We start from the raw sequence: 15,952 nt of genomic DNA, 5'->3' as shown, positions 1-15,952 counted from the left end.
TTTATTCTCCTTTAACGAATGAAGCGACTAATTCGATATGATGGGTTTGTGGGAAAAGATCTACAGGCTGAACTTTCTTCACGGCATAACCTGCTTCTGCAAATAACTTAGCATCTCTTGCAAAAGTTGCCGGATTACATGAGATATAGACGATTCGTTCTGGTGACATTTCGATTGCTGATTCAATAAAATGATGATCTAATCCTTTTCGTGGAGGGTCAACTACGATCACAGATGGTTTGATTCCTTTTTCTTGCCATTTTTTCATGACTTTTTCTGCTTGTCCGACTTCATAATAAACATTTTCGATTTTATTATTTAAAGCATTGAATTGTGCATCTTCAATTGCTTCTGGAATAACTTCCATCCCATACACCTTATCCACTTTGTCTGCTAAAGACAAGCCAATCGTACCTATTCCTGAATAAGCGTCAATCACAATGTCTTTTTTATCTAACTCAGCAAACTTGATGGCTGTTTGGTACAGATACTCTGCTTGTTGAGTATTTACTTGATAAAATGACTTTGCTGAGATTCGATAGGTTTTTCCTAATAGCTGATCTTCGATATAGTCTCTGCCATATAAAACTTTTTCTTTGTCTCCTAAAATCACATTTGTTTTTTCTTCATTGATATTTTGGATGACCGAAACCACTTCTGGCAATTCTTCATGAATGGCTTCAGCAATTTCCTTGGATTTAAAGAATTTTTCTTTACGAGTAACTAAAACGACCATCATTTCATGGGAATAATGACCACGACGTATAATGATGTGACGAAGCTGTCCTTCATTTTTTTCTTCATTATATCCTCGTACTTGGAACCGTTGCAAGATATCTCTGACTACTTTGATTGCTTGATCGATGACAGGATCTTGGATATAAAAATCTTCGATAGGGACTAGATCATGGCTATTCTTTTTGTAAAAACCGGTGGCTAACTGTCCATCGATACGGCGAACAGGGATCTGTGCTTTATTACGGTAGCCGAATGGTTCTGCCATTCCGACAGTTGGAAGTACAGGAATTTCTGACATCTTAGCAATCTTCGCCATTACATGCTCTACTTGTTTTTGTTTGAAAACAAGCTGTTGTTCATACTTCAAATGGGCTAAAGGTGCGATACCTGTGCGAAGTAGTGCATTGTTTTCTACAGGCTGGCGATCAGGAGATTGTGTAATAAATGTTTCGACTTTCCCATATCCAAACTTATTGCCCGCTTTCACTACTAGTATTTCTACTTCTTCTCCAGGAAGTGCATTTTCGATAAATAATGGATAACCATCGATTTTTGCTACCCCCATTCCTTCATAACTCAAGTCGACGATTTCGACTGTATATCGTTCGTTTTTCTTTACTATTTGCTGTTCTGTCATATTTTGCTCCTTTAAGCCTATTTTTCAATCCTACTGAACTCTACTATAAATCAGTTAATTACACAACTAAAACCGGCACTGACCTTACTACGTTCAGCACCGGCTTTTGATTAATTCTTTTGATTAGGTGTTTCGTCTGCTATTTTTCCGTCACCGTCGATATCTTCATCCGTTAAACGTTCGACTTCTTTTACGAATTCTTTGCTGACAACCTCTAATTCTTCTTCATCTGTGCCTGTGATTGCTTCATCAGGAATCTGATCGGTATTGGCAAAGAACTCAATGTGCTGATGAAGATTTTGGAAATGCATCGGTGCTTCCCCGCCATATTCACCATCTAAGTTGATCATTACTGGTCGATTGATATCATCTTCTGTTTCGACGAACAAACTGCTTGTTTTGGTATAGATTACTCTTGGATCATCGACATGTCGACCGCCATTCAGCATGAGTGCCGCAATATGCAAGATCTCAAAGATATTTGCTGTCTTTACAATGATCAAAGAAAACTTGCCATCATCCAATTTGGCATCTGGCGCGATCTGTTCGAATCCTCCAACAGAGTTCGTCAGCCCTAGGAAAAACATCGAAGCATTTCCGATATATTCCCCTTCATCATACTTCAAGCGCATTTTGATTGGCTTTACTCGAGGTAGCATCTCTGCTCCTTTCGCAAGGTAGGCAAGATAACCAAAAATACTCTTTAGTTCTGATGGAACTTCATAAGTCAATTCTGTCAAATAGCCGCCTGCAGCGATATTGATGAAGTAACTGCTATCAGAAAGACCGATGTCCATTTTTACTGTTTGGTGTTTTTTTATTACTTCTGCTGCTGCTTTAATATTATCTCTAGGAATTTTTAATGCTCGAGCATAGTCGTTCGTCGTACCGGCTGGGATAATGGCCATTTTAGGACGGTGTTCAAGCGGAGCGATCCCATTGACCACTTCGTTGATCGTTCCGTCGCCCCCAGCTGCCACTACTAGATCAAAACCTAGTTCTGCAACTCTGCGTGCTTCATTCTTGGCTGAATCAGGTTCTGGTGTAGTGGCATAGGCGCTAGCTTCAAATCCTGCTTCTTCTAATGCCTGCAGGATATCCGCCAAATTTTTTTTCAATAATTCTTTTCCCGAGGTAGGGTTATAAATTACGCGTGCTTTTTTCATTTTCAGCCTCTAGCGTTTCGCTAATTCATCTTTAAGCAGCTTGTTCACGACACCAGGATTTGCTTGCCCTTTAGTTGCTTTCATGATTTGACCGACTAGGAAGCCAACCGCACGATCTTTTCCATTTTTGTAATCATCGACAGATTGTTGATTGTTATCCAAGATTTCATTAATGATTGGAAGAAGTTTGCTAGGATCAGATAATTGTACCCAACCATTTTTCTCAACAACTTCTTGCGCTTCTCCGCCATTTGTGATCAATTCACGGAAGACTTTTTTGGCGATTTTTGAGCTGATCGTTCCATCGGCGATCAAACGAATCATTCCTGCTAAGTTCTCAGGTGTCAATTTTGTCTCAGCTAATTCCAGTTTCTCACTGTTTAAGTAAGCAGAAACTTCACCCATCAACCAGTTAGATGCTTGCTTGGCATCTGCACCATTTTCCAAAACAGCTTCAAAGAAATCAGACATTTCTTTTGTAAGTGTCAATACCATTGCGTCATACTCTGGAAGACCAAATTCACGGATATAGCGTTCGCGACGAGAAGCTGGCATCTCAGGTAAACTAGCTTTTACTTTTTGAATCCATTCGTCATCGATCACGAATTTCGGAATATCAGGCTCTGGGAAATAACGATAATCACTAGAACCCTCTTTCACACGCATCAAAACTGTTTTATTCGTTGTTTCGTCAAAACGGCGTGTTTCTTGTTGGATTTCTCCTCCTGAAAGAAGAACTTTTGCTTGACGTTTTTCTTCAAAAGCTAAACCTTTTTTCACGAAAGATAAAGAGTTCAAGTTTTTCAATTCTGCTTTCGTACCGAATTCTTCTTGTCCATAAGGGCGGAGAGAAATATTCGCATCACAACGCATAGAACCTTCTTCCATTTTCACATCGCTGACTTCTGTAAATTGGATGATTGAACGCAATGCTTCTAGATAAGCGTATGCTTCTTCTGGCGAACGCATATCAGCTTCAGAAACGATTTCGATCAAAGGCGTGCCTTGTCGGTTCAAATCAACGTAAGAATAGCCGCCGATACCATGCATGTTTTTCCCAGCATCTTCTTCTAAATGGACCCGTTCGATCCGGATTTTTTTCTTCTTGCCTTCTACTTCGATTTCGATCCATCCGTCATGACCGATTGGTTGATCAAATTGGGAAATTTGATATGCTTTCGGATTATCTGGGTAAAAGTAATTTTTCCGGTCAAAATGAGTATCTTTAGAGATTTCGCAGTTTAATGCCAAAGCGGCTTTCATCCCGAATTCCAGCGCAGCTTTATTCATTACTGGTAGCACGCCTGGATAACCCCAGTCGATCACGTTTGTATTGCTGTTTGGTTCTGCACCAAAATGAGCTGGCGCTGGAGAGAAAATTTTTGAGTTGGTTTTCAACTCGACGTGGACTTCTAGTCCAATGACTGTTTCAAAATTCATTCGTCTTTCCCTCCTAAAATAGCTGGTTGTTGTGTGTGGAATTCTGTTGCTTGTTCAAACGCATATGCCGCTTGATACATCGTTTTTTCATCAAAATAATTACCGATGATCTGCAATCCAACTGGTAATCCTTCTGACAATCCTGCCGGTACAGACATACCTGGAAGTCCAGCCAAGTTGACAGGGATCGTTAAGATGTCACTCATGTACATCGTGATTGGATCGTTGATGTTCTCACCGATTCCGAATGCCACTGTTGGTGAAGATGGTCCGATGATCAAGTCATAATCTGCAAAGACTTTTTCAAAATCTCGTTTGATCAATGTACGGACTTGTCCTGCTTTTTTGAAGTAAGCGTCATAATAGCCCGCACTTAATGAGAATGTACCTAACATGATACGGCGTTTTACTTCTTCACCGAATCCTTCTGAACGTGAGTTGACATATACATCATCCAATGATTTCACGTTTTCAGAGCGATAACCATAGCGGATACCATCGAAACGCTGCAAGTTGGAACTTGCTTCTGATGAGGCAATGATATAATAAACAGCCACACCGTATTTTGAATGAGGTAAGCTGACTTCTTCCACAACAGCACCTAATGAACGGAATGTTTCTGCTGCTTTCAATACAGCTTCTTTTACGCCAGAGGCCACACCTTCGCCTAAGTATTCTTTAGGTAAAGCAATCTTCATTCCTTTGATGTCACCGGTCAGTCCCTCTGCAAAGTCAGGAACTGAAACGCCTGAAGAAGTACCGTCTTTTTCGTCATAACCACTGATAGCTGTCAATGCTAATGCGTTATCTTTCACCGTACGGGTCATTGGTCCGATTTGGTCAAGAGATGAAGCAAAGGCAATCAAGCCAAAACGTGAGACACGGCCATAAGTAGGTTTCATTCCTACAATGCCGTTGAAAGCTGCTGGCTGGCGGATACTTCCCCCGTATCACTACCTAAAGAAACTGGGATTTGTCCAGCTGCTACTGCTGCTGCAGAACCACCGGAAGAGCCCCCAGGTACTTTTGTTTGGTCCCAAGCATTTTTTGTTTTCTTGAAATAAGAAGTTTCTGTACTTCCGCCCATAGCAAATTCATCCATGTTTAGTTTTCCAACAGGGATCATATCTGCTTGATAGATTTTATCCATGACCGTTGCATCATAAATTGGTTCAAAATTGTAAAGAATCTTAGATGCAGCGGTTGTCAAGATATCTTTTGTTACGATATTATCCTTGATCCCAATCGGAATTCCAGCAAGGATGTTGCTTTCATCAATACCTTTTTCATCTAAAGCTTTTGCCTGTTCCAATGCTTTTTCTTCATTCAATGTGATGAATGCTTCGATCTCAGGCTCTGTTTCTTTGATTCGTTCAAATGTTGCTTTTGTCAAATCTTGTACAGTGATTTCTTTCGATACAAGCATACGATGCAGTTCTTCTAGAGAACGATTGTGTATTTTTGTCATTATGCGCCAGCCTCCCCATTATCGATGATTGCGGGTACTTTGATAAAGCCGTCTTCTGTTTCCGGCACATTTTTCAATAATTCATCACGGTTCCATCCAGCTTGCGCCCGATCTTGTCGCATCACGTTTACTGTTTCGACAACATTCGACGTAAATGGAACACCTTCCGTATCTACTTCTTCCAGCATTTCCACCATATCGATGATTTTACCTAATTGGTCGGTAAAACTTGCAAGTTCTTCATCTGCGAACGCAAGTTTTGCTAATTTGGCAACGTGTTTCACTTGTTCTTCACTAATCGCCATACTACCCCTTCTTTCTAAACGAGTTAAAAACTTTGCTCTCTATTTTAACATAAGAGTGCTCTGTCTGAAATTATTTATTGAAATTTGTCTGAAAAAACTCAATATTTATTCTTTTGCTGAGTGGCTTTTAGCCAATGCTTCTGCCATTTGATCTTCTGTCCAAACTTCGATTCCTAATTCTTGTGCTTTGGTTAGCTTGCTGCCAGCATCTTCTCCTGCTACCACGATATCTGTTTTTTTCGATACGCTACCAGTCACTTTCCCGCCAAGATTTTCGATCGTCTCTTTTGCTTCTTCACGAGTCAATCGTGTTAGTTTACCAGTAAGGACTACTGTTTTTTCTTTAAAAGGCGACTCGACTTCTTGCAATTGGGTACTTCGAAGCCCTTTGTATTCGAAGTTGACGCCTGCTTGTTTTAATTCATTCATCAATTCATGGACTTCTTCGTTACTAAAATAAGTGACTACACTGTCGGCAATGATATCACCGATCGTATCAAGCGCAATAATCGACTCATAGTCGCTTCTACTCAATGTCTCTAGATCACCGAAATGTTCTGCTAAAATTTTTGCTGCTTTCGCTCCGACATGTCGGATTCCTAACCCAAAAATCAATCGCTCGACCGAATTATCTTTGCTGTTGTCAATTGCTGTCAAAATATTATTTGCTGATTTTTCTTTTATTTTGTCCAACGTCAATAACTCTTCTTCTGTCAATTTATAAAGATCAGCAACATCTGCGACTAGTTTTTTGTCATACATCTGTTCAAGCACACGTGGGCCCAATCCGTCGATATTCATCGCATTTCTTGAGACAAAGTGGTTCAAGCCTTCTTTCATTTGAGCAGGGCATTTAGGATTGATGCACCGTAGCGCTACTTCTTCATCCAAATGGACAAGTTCACTTCCACAAACTGGGCAATGTGTAGGTAATTGGTATTCTTCGCTGTCTTTAGGTCGTTTATCCAACACGACTTGCGAAACTTCTGGAATGATATCTCCCGCTTTATAAATCAGAACTGTATCTTTCAAGCGGATATCCTTCAACTTGATATAATCCCCATTATGCAGACTGGCACGGCTTACTGTCGTTCCTGCTACTCGGACAGGCGTCATGATTGCCGTTGGTGTCACTACCCCCGTTCGTCCGACTGTCCATTCGATGTTTTCGATCAGTGTTTCAACTTCTTCTGGGGGAAACTTATAAGCTGTTGCCCATCGTGGTGCTTTGACAGTAAAGCCAAGTTGATCTTGCAACGAGAACTCATTCACTTTGATGACGATCCCATCAATCTCATAGGGCAAATCTACACGTTTATCATGATATTCCTCAATGTATGCCCATACTTCATCAATCGAATGACATAGACGTTTTTCCCGATTCGTGTGGAATCCTATTTTTTCTAGCTCTTCTAGTGCATCATACTGTGTTTTTGCTTCCATAGAACCGAAATCAGCTACTGTGTATAAAAAAGTATCCAGATTTCTTTTCGCTGTGATTTTAGAATCTAACTGACGCAAGGAACCGGCTGCGGCATTCCGAGGATTCGCAAAGATATCTTTTCCCTCTGCTTCTCTGTCTTGATTCAATTGAACAAATGACCGTTTTGGCATGAAACATTCGCCTCTTACTTCGATGTTCATCGGTTCTTTTAATTTGATTGGGACTGATCGGACAGTCTTTAGGTTTTCAGTGATGTTTTCTCCTACAGTCCCATCCCCACGAGTCGCTCCTCTAACGAAGTTCCCATCTTCATAACGCAAAGAGACGGAAAGACCATCTATTTTTAGTTCGCAGCAATAGTCGACTACACGTCCCACTGCTTTTTGTACACGTTGATCAAAAGCTATCAGTTCTTCTTTGCTGAAAACGTCGTTCAAACTGTAAAGCGGAATATCATGAGTGACTTTTTCAAAACCTTCTAATACTTTTCCGCCTACTCGTTGAGTGGGAGAATCAGACGTGATCAAATCAGGATATTGTTCTTCGATTGCTACTAATTCTGCGTATTCTTTATCATAAACATAGTCTTCCACTGTTGGTTTATCTTCTACGTAGTATTCACGAGACCATTGGTTCAATCTTGTACGAAGTTCTTCTGCTCGTTTAGCAGCTTCGTCAATCGTCATTTCATGTTCCATCATTTACCCTCCACTACTAAGCTTTTTCAATTGGCGCAAAGGCAGCCAAAAGACGTTTTACTCCTTGACTTGGGAAAGCCACATCTAGTTCTAGATCCTTCGACGTCCCACTTACTCGGACGACTGTTCCTAGGCCCCATTTTTTGTGTTTGACTTTATCTCCAGGTTTCCAGCTGTTCTTTTCCCCTCCAGTGGCACTTTTAGAGGAAACAACCGCTGTCTCTGGCTGTTTATAGCTATATGCTGTTTTTTTTGCGAATACAGGTGTTTTTTTAGGCGTAGGACGCATGCCCTCGATTTCTAGCAATTCTTGATCGATTTCTTCTACAAAACGAGAAGGACGGTTATATTGCGTCCGTCCATATAATGTTCTGGAGAAAGCATTGGTTAAATACAACGCTTCTTCTGCTCGCGTGATTCCTACATAAGCGAGACGACGTTCTTCTTCCAGTTCGCTTTCTTCCATCAATGCTCGAGATAAAGGAAAAACACCTTCTTCTAGACCAATCAGGAATACAACTGGGAATTCTAATCCTTTGGCTGCATGCAACGTCATCAATGTCACTTGCGAAGCGTCTTCTTCTAAATTGTCAATGTCAGAAACAAGTGCCAGATCGTTCAAGAAGACCGTTAGTTTTTCTTCTGGTGCATCAGCATCTTCTTCATTTTGCTGTTCGAACTGCTTATCGAATTCTTGTGTGACCGTTAAAAATTCCTCCAGGTTTTCGATACGCGCTTGTGCTTCTAATGTATTTTGGATTTTTAAATCTTCCAGGTATCCGCTACGATCCAAAACCTCTTTCGTCAATTCTGTCACTGTCAAGTATGGGATCATCTGCGTGACTTCTTGAATCATCTCTCCAAATGAACCTAATTGCTGGCCTGCTTTTCCACCGATATTTGCCAGTTCCACATTTTGGGCTGCTTCAAGCAGTGGCCATTCATGGAGAGAAGCAAAACTGCGTAGTTTTTCGATAGATCCTGGTCCGATGCCTCGTTTGGGCGAATTAACGATACGCTCAAAACTGATTGAGTCTTGAGGATTTGCCAGCACATTTAAATACGCTAAAATATCTTTGATTTCTTTCCGATCGTAGAATTTGTGCCCTCCAACCATTTTATAAGGAATATTTGCTTTCAACAAGGTTTCTTCCATCACACGAGATTGTGCGTTCGTCCGGTACAAAATGGCAAAGTCGCCGTAATTCCGATGATTGCTTCGAATCTCTTCTTGCATCCGGTCTACGATAAAACGGGTTTCGTCTCGTTCATTATCTGCACGATAGTAAGTGATCTTGTTTCCTTCTTTGTTTTCTGTCCACAAGTTTTTTGGTTTTCGATTGCTATTGTTTTCAATGACTTGGTTTGCCGCGCTAAGAATGTTTTTCGTGGAGCGATAGTTTTGTTCCAGCAAAATCACTGCAGCATCTGGATAATCTTTTTCGAAATCCAAGATGTTCTGCATATCTGCACCGCGCCAGCCGTAGATACTTTGATCTGCATCTCCCACTACGCATAGATTTCTAAATCTACCTGCCAATAAATTGACCAACGTATACTGTGCGTGGTTTGTATCTTGATACTCATCTACATGAATATAATGGAATTTGTTTTGATAATATGTGAGTGAATCAGGATGTTCTTCAAATAACCGGATCGTATTCATGATCAGGTCGTCAAAGTCCATACATTGATTGTATTGAAGCTCTTTTTGATAAGCAGCGTAACATTTTGCCACAATCTCTTCGTAATAACTGCCTTGCATTTTTGCAAAATCTTGAGGGGTCTGCAAGCTATTTTTTGCTTGGGAGATTGTTCCTAATATGCTGCGAGGATCATATTTTTTCGGGTCAATGTTCAGTTCCTTCAGTATCCGTTTCATCAAGGTCAGCTGTTCAGAAGAGTCGATGATCGTAAAGTTCCGGTTATACCCGATAAAATCAACATCTCTTCTTAAAATACGCACACACATTGAGTGAAAAGTCGATACCCAGACATCTTCGCCCCCAGATGCGAGAATCGCATTGACACGTTCTTTCATTTCTTTTGCAGCTTTATTGGTAAAAGTAATCGCTAGGATGTTCCAAGGATTGACTTCTTTTTCCTCAATCAAATAGGCAATGCGATGCGTCAACACTCTCGTCTTTCCACTTCCCGCACCTGCCATCAGCAATAATGGTCCGTCAGTGTGAAGAACAGCTTCTTTCTGACGGGGTTCATCCCGTTTAATAATTCAGCTTTGGATGACATTAACAACATCCTTTCTTTTATCAATCTTGTTAATTATAGCATTTTCTTGGCTTTCATTAAACTAGCTAATTCAAAATCATTTGTTTCTTTTTATGGATTTCTTCTTGTCAATTCGTTGATTTCGCGCTAAATTAAAAGAAAGCGAGGCGTTTGAATGGAAAAAAAAGGAAAAATCAAGAAATTAGATAAAACTCAGATATATTTTATTCTAAAAGGAATATTCGTTGGACTACTGACAGGAATCGTGGTTAGCCTGTTTCGTTTATCGATCGAAAAGTTAGGCGATTTTGTTCGAAGCATCTATGAAATAAGTCGGGAACAGCCGATTTACTTAGTTGGCATGGCTACTTGCTGCATCCTTGCAGCATTTTTTGTGGGTTATCTGGTCAAAAATGAACCGGATATCAAAGGAAGCGGGATTCCACAAGTAGAAGGACAGCTTCGAGGGGAATTATCAATGAACTGGTTCTCTGTTTTATGGAAAAAGTTCATTGGTGGTGTACTTTCAGTTGGCGCAGGACTTTTTCTAGGTCGAGAAGGCCCTTCTATACAGCTTGGTGCAGCTATCGGACAAGGAGCTGGACAATTGTTTCGGAGTCCATCTTCAGAAGAAAAGATTTTGATTTCTAGCGGAGCAAGTAGCGGACTTGCAGCAGCATTCAATGCTCCTATCGCAGGATTACTCTTTGTTTTAGAAGAAATCCATCACTCCTTCTCTCCTCTTGTTTGGCTGACATCTTTTGCTTCGGCCATCACAGCTAACTTTGTCTCTCTTTATTTTTTTGGCTTAAGACCAGTTTTATATCTAGGGGATCTTCCTTCTTTGCCGTTGAAATATTATGGTTCTTTGGTGGTATTAGGCGTACTTCTAGGCGTCTTAGGTTTTATTTATCAAAAGGTCCTGCTAGCATTGCCAAAATTTTACAACCGATTGCCTTTACCAGCTTATTTTCATGGATTCGTTCCTTTCTTGCTGATTTTGCCGATTGGTTATTTATGGCCTAGTACGCTAGGCGGAGGCAATCAAATCGTTTTAGCTTTTGGACATGCTTCATTGCCAATCATTATGATTATCGGTTTGTTTGTTCTTCGATTCGTTTTTTCCATGATTTCTTATGGTGGTGGTCTTCCAGGAGGGATTTTCCTTCCGATATTGACATTGGGGGCTTTAATCGGTAGCTTTTATGGAAACATCATGGTTGATTTCGGGATGGATCCAATCTACATCAAGGATTTCGTCGTGATTGCCATGGCTGGTTATTTCACAGCAATTGGGAAAGCACCGCTGACAGCAATTATTTTAGTGACAGAAATGGTTGGCTCTCTCAATCATCTGATGCCTTTAGGGTTGGCTGCTCTTGTTGCTTATATCGTCAATGATCTTCTCGGAGGGAATCCGATCTACGAATCATTGTTGGAACGTTTACTTGGAAACAATCAGACCGCCGCTCTTAAAGGCGCAAGGACAACTTTTGATTTTCCAGTAACGGCAGAGAGTTCTTTAGACGGATTAATGGTACGGGACTTCAATTGGCCTAAAAATATGCTGCTAATCTCTATACGCAGAGGAAATCAGGAAATCTTGACTCACGGCGATACGATCATGAATGTAGGAGATATTTTGGTAATCTTGACTGATGAAGCAAACTTACCAAGAATCAAGCAAGAAATCGAGGCTAAATCTTCGATCACAAATTTGAAGCAATCATTTTAACGTACCGGGAAGAACTATTTTATGGCACAACAACTATTCATCTATACTACTTTTACTCTACAAAAAAAGAAGAGGCTGGATTTCCCCAGTCTCTTCTTTTTATTTCTATGCTTCTGCTACTGCAGGAGCTTTTCTCAATAAACCATAAATCACACCAGAGACGACTGCTCCGATAGCAATAAACACCAAATACATGATTGGGTGACTCAGTAAGAATACAACAAAAATTCCGCCATGAGGAGCCAGTAATTTGATTCCGAAAGCACCGACTAATCCGCCAGTTAAAGCAGAACCAATAATAAAACTTGGAATGGCACGAATCGGGTCAGCTGCTGCAAATGGAATCGATCCTTCCGTGACAAACGAAAGTCCCATCACGATGTTCGTCAAACCAGCATCTTGATCTGTTTTGCTGAATTTATTTTTGAATAAACGTGTAGCAACGAAAATCGCCAATGGAGGGACCATTCCTCCAGCCATAACAGAAGCCATCACAACACTTCCGCCAGTGGCAACAGTCGTAGCTAAAGTTGCTGTACCAAATACATAAGCGGCTTTGTTGATTGGACCGCCTAAATCTGCCGCCATCATTCCAGCTAATAATGCACCAAGTAAAGCAGCATTCGAACCACTCATACTTGTCAAGAAACCGTTCAATGCATCATTGATTGCTTTCATAGGGACATTGACTAGCAACATCAGGAAACCAGTAATCAGTAAGCCAAACACTGGATAAAAGAGGATCGTTTTGATTCCATCCAATGATTTTGGTAAGTTCTTGAATAATTTACGTAAAAATACGATGACATAACCAGCCAAGAATCCACCAATCAGTGCGCCTAAGAATCCTGCGCCACCTGTATTAGCTAATGCACCAGCAGCAAATCCAACAATCAAACCAGGACGGTCGCCGATACTTGAAGCAATAAATCCAGCTAATACCGGTAACATGAACCCAAATGCAGCTTGTCCGATTTGGTTGAACCAGCTAGCAGCTTGATTGTAGTTCCCCAGATTCGATAACTGGTCATGCGGCACGCCAATAAATTGGTCAATCATGAAAGAAAGAGCAATAGCGATTCCTCCACCAATAACGAATGGTAACATGTGTGATACGCCATTCATCAAATCTTTATAGATTCTTTGTCCAACAGTACCATCCGCGTTTCCTTCTTCTGAACTATTTTCTTTTCCGTCACCATGGAATACTGGTGCAGTACCACTAAGGGCTAGATTGATCAACTCTTCTGGTTTACGGATACCATCACTGACTGGACGATTGATCAATTCTTTTCCGTCAAAACGGTTCATCTCTACTTTTTTGTCTGCTGCAACGATCACGCCTTCTGCACGAGCGATGTCTTCAGCAGTCAATCGGTTTTTGATTCCTTCTGAACCGTTCGTTTCGACTTTGATCTCCACTCCCATTTCTTTCGCTTTTTTCTTCAAAGCATCTTCTGCCATGTAAGTATGAGCGATTCCTGTTGGGCAAGCTGTAACGGCAACAACGAATTTTCTTTCTGGATGAGCAGAAGCTTCTGCAGCTTGTGTATCTTGTTCTGCTTTTTCTTCTGCTTCTTTTTGCTCTTCAGCTGTTTGGAACAAGTCTTGGACTTCTTCTGGTGTACTTGCTTCTTTTAATTTCGCTACAAAATCTGCATCAATCAGCAATCGAGATAGTGCTGCTAATGCTTGCAAGTGTGTGTCGTTCGCGCCCTCTGGAGCTGCGATCATGAAAAACAGATAAGTTGGCTGTCCGTCTAATGCTTCATAATCTACTCCTTTTTGGCTTTTTGCAAATAAAACTGTTGCTTCTTTGACTGCACTATTTTTCGCGTGAGGCATGGCGATTCCGTCACCAAGACCTGTAGAGGTTTGTGCTTCACGAGCTAGAATTCCTTCTTTATATGTGTCGATATCGGAAATCCGGCCGGCATCAAACATTTTTTGGACCATTTCATCGATCGCGCCTTTTTTATCAGTCGCTTGCAAATCCATGATCATTGCTTCTTTGACCATTAAATCCTTGATATTCATGATTATCCTCCTTGAAACTAATCAATTTTTGTGATTTCAACTTCTGGCAATAACTCATCAATCAGTTCGCGATCTGCCAAGTCATCAGAAAAAGCCGTTGCGCTTCCACAAGCAACTCCCCATTTAAAGGCTTCGATCGGATCTTTTGTCCGACTGTAAGCACCAATAAAACCGGCGATCATTGAATCCCCTGCACCTACTGAATTTTTCAACGGGCGAACCAATACATTCGTTTTATAAGTTCCTTGTTCTGTAAAGAGCAAAGCGCCATCTCCAGCCATTGAGATCAGCACATTCTGTGCCCCTTCAGCTAGTAATTTTTTCCCATACGGAATGATTTCTTCTACAGATTGGAAGGTTGTATTGTAAAGCTCAGCTAATTCGTGATTGTTTGGTTTGATCAACAACGGTTTCTTAACAAGTGCATTCTTTAGATCATCACCTGTTGTATCGATTACGAAATCTGCACCTTTTTCTCGAATGATATCAATCAGTTCTTGATAAAATCCTTTTCGTAGGCTGGCTGGCGCGCTTCCTGACAATACGACGATATCTCCTTGTTCTACTTTCCCTAGCGCTTGCTTCAATTCATTGATTTCTTCATCTGAAATAGCTGGACCTAAACCGTTAATTTCAGTTTCAGTATCTGATTTTAGTTTGATATTGATTCTTGTATCTTCTTGCACGTGTGTGAACAAAGATTTGATTTGTTCTTTTTCAAGCCACTTCGAAATAAATTCGCCAGTGAATCCTCCTAAAAACCCTAGTGCTGTAGATTGAGAATCGATCCGTTTCAAAATACGGGAAACATTGATCCCTTTTCCTCCAGGCAATTTGAAGTCTTCTTTCATCCGGTTCAAATCACCTAGTTTTAACCCATCTACGCGTACAATATAATCAATTGATGGATTAAGTGTTACTGTGTAAATCATTGTATTGCCTCCTTAATTGTTGTCTTTTCACGGAATTCATTGATGAATTCTAATGGACAACGCTCGGTTATGATCGTGGCTGCTTCCAAAGGTGCAACAGAGGTGAAAGACAACTGGCTGAATTTAGTATGATCAATCAATACAAAGGTCTCTTCTGAATTTTTCATGGCTAAACGTTTAACTGCTGCTTCTTCTGGATCCGGAGTCGTGAATCCTTGTTCGATGTGTGCACCGTTCATTCCCATAAACGCTTTATTGAAATGAAAATGTTTTAGTTGTTCTATCGCATTAGATCCTAAAACAGCATTGGTTGACAGCTTGATCGTTCCACCTAAAATGATCGTAGCAAGCTCCAAATCGACTAAATTTGCCGCATGTTGAACGGAATTTGTCACCACTGTGATTTGTTTTCCTTGTAAAAAAGGAATCATTTCTAAAGTAGTCGAGCCAGCGTCTAAATAGATGACATCTTCGTCATTAATGGTTTCAGCTGCCAATTTGGCGATCTGCTGTTTTTCATGAACGTTTTTGAGTGATTTTTCACTCATATTCTGCTCAAAATTCAATAATTGCTCTTTCTTAGCGCCGCCATGGACTCTTTCTAGAAACCCACCATTCTCCAACTCTTGCAAATCACGCCTTATCGTTGATTCTGAAGCATTCAAAAGGTTTACAAGATCTTGTGATTTCACGATTTTCTGCTGTTCAAGCAAGTCTAGGATTTTTTGTCTGCGTTCCTCTGTAAGCATTTTCACGGTCACCTCAATACAAATAATAGCATATTTTTTTTAGACTCGCAACACAAATCAGTCAAAAACGTTCACAAAAATTATAAATCAGTCAAAAAAATAAAAAACCAGTCTTTTTTTGACTGGTTTCCTACTTTACTTGACTATTATCAAACTATTTTATCGTTTGTTATTTTCGCTTCTTGTTTTTTTCATATAAACAGTAGCAGGTTTTCTTTCCTTATGAAGAAGGTAATAATAAAGTCCCATCCCACCAAACATAACCAAGAAACCGATGACTGATCGAATAGGAAAATTAGGAACAAAAAAAAGACAGACGGATAATAATGATGCTGGAACCATGATTCGATAATAAAGTTGTTTATCCATTTTCT

Annotated in this window: 10 protein-coding genes and 2 pseudogenes; 1 reads left to right on the top strand and 11 read right to left on the bottom strand. The window is 40.4% G+C overall.

The window, feature by feature from the left end; translation table 11 throughout:
• Position 1: 1 nt before the first annotated feature.
• The 7 genes and pseudogenes from rlmD to pcrA form a co-directional block, all read right to left on the bottom strand.
• Positions 2-1,375 carry a 23S rRNA (uracil(1939)-C(5))-methyltransferase RlmD gene (rlmD, locus tag FTX43_RS10000; RefSeq protein WP_147607037.1) on the bottom strand — a complete coding sequence of 458 codons (1,374 nt, stop codon included), beginning with the start codon at positions 1,373-1,375 and terminating at the stop codon, positions 2-4.
• A 110-nt stretch (positions 1,376-1,485) separates the two neighbouring features.
• Complete coding sequence (locus FTX43_RS09995) at positions 1,486-2,541, bottom strand: diacylglycerol kinase (RefSeq protein ID WP_002292050.1); 1,056 nt, start codon at positions 2,539-2,541, stop codon at positions 1,486-1,488.
• A gap of 9 nt (positions 2,542-2,550) precedes the next feature.
• A complete protein-coding gene (gene gatB / locus FTX43_RS09990) occupies positions 2,551-3,981 on the bottom strand; it encodes an Asp-tRNA(Asn)/Glu-tRNA(Gln) amidotransferase subunit GatB (protein ID WP_002309021.1) in 1,431 nt (476 codons plus the stop codon).
• Positions 3,978-5,449 (bottom strand): annotated as a pseudogene (gatA, locus tag FTX43_RS09985) (Asp-tRNA(Asn)/Glu-tRNA(Gln) amidotransferase subunit GatA). The gene gatB and the pseudogene gatA overlap by 4 nt, the downstream one beginning before the upstream one ends.
• Complete coding sequence (gatC, locus tag FTX43_RS09980) at positions 5,449-5,754, bottom strand: Asp-tRNA(Asn)/Glu-tRNA(Gln) amidotransferase subunit GatC (RefSeq protein ID WP_002288477.1); 306 nt, start codon at positions 5,752-5,754, stop codon at positions 5,449-5,451. The pseudogene gatA and the gene gatC overlap by 1 nt, the downstream one beginning before the upstream one ends.
• A gap of 105 nt (positions 5,755-5,859) precedes the next feature.
• The gene (ligA, locus tag FTX43_RS09975; RefSeq protein ID WP_002313689.1) at positions 5,860-7,896 is read right to left on the bottom strand and encodes an NAD-dependent DNA ligase LigA; all 2,037 of its coding nucleotides are present in this window, start codon (positions 7,894-7,896) and stop codon (positions 5,860-5,862) included.
• A gap of 16 nt (positions 7,897-7,912) precedes the next feature.
• A pseudogene (gene pcrA, locus FTX43_RS09970) lies at positions 7,913-10,146 on the bottom strand (DNA helicase PcrA).
• 154 nt (positions 10,147-10,300) lie between these two features.
• On the opposite strand from pcrA, the gene FTX43_RS09965 reads away from it, so the two are divergent.
• Positions 10,301-11,860, top strand: coding sequence for a ClC family H(+)/Cl(-) exchange transporter (locus FTX43_RS09965; protein ID WP_002292056.1), 1,560 nt, complete (start codon positions 10,301-10,303; stop codon positions 11,858-11,860).
• Between the two features lie 105 nt (positions 11,861-11,965).
• Here the strand turns inward: FTX43_RS09965 and FTX43_RS09960 are convergent, their stop codons facing one another.
• From FTX43_RS09960 to FTX43_RS09945, 4 genes are all read right to left on the bottom strand, one after another.
• Entirely contained in the window at positions 11,966-13,897 is a 1,932-nt protein-coding gene (locus FTX43_RS09960; RefSeq protein ID WP_002292058.1) for a fructose-specific PTS transporter subunit EIIC, read from the bottom strand.
• A 17-nt stretch (positions 13,898-13,914) separates the two neighbouring features.
• Positions 13,915-14,829 (bottom strand): 1-phosphofructokinase, encoded by a 915-nt coding sequence (pfkB, locus tag FTX43_RS09955; RefSeq protein ID WP_002292062.1) that lies wholly within the window; start codon positions 14,827-14,829, stop codon positions 13,915-13,917.
• On the bottom strand, positions 14,826-15,578 hold the full coding sequence (locus FTX43_RS09950) for a DeoR/GlpR family DNA-binding transcription regulator (RefSeq protein ID WP_002297539.1): 753 nt from the start codon (positions 15,576-15,578) through the stop codon (positions 14,826-14,828). The genes pfkB and FTX43_RS09950 overlap by 4 nt, the downstream gene beginning before the upstream one ends.
• A 159-nt stretch (positions 15,579-15,737) precedes the next feature.
• A complete protein-coding gene (locus tag FTX43_RS09945) occupies positions 15,738-15,947 on the bottom strand; it encodes a hypothetical protein (RefSeq protein WP_002297541.1) in 210 nt (69 codons plus the stop codon).
• Between the last annotated feature and the right edge of the window lie 5 nt (positions 15,948-15,952).

This window comes from Enterococcus sp. DA9 (assembly GCF_008000875.1).
GTDB classification, from domain to species: Bacteria; Bacillota; Bacilli; order Lactobacillales; family Enterococcaceae; genus Enterococcus_B; species Enterococcus_B lactis.
The sequence above is the reverse complement of the archived record's forward strand: the minus strand, read 5'-3'. Positions and strand labels throughout refer to the sequence as shown.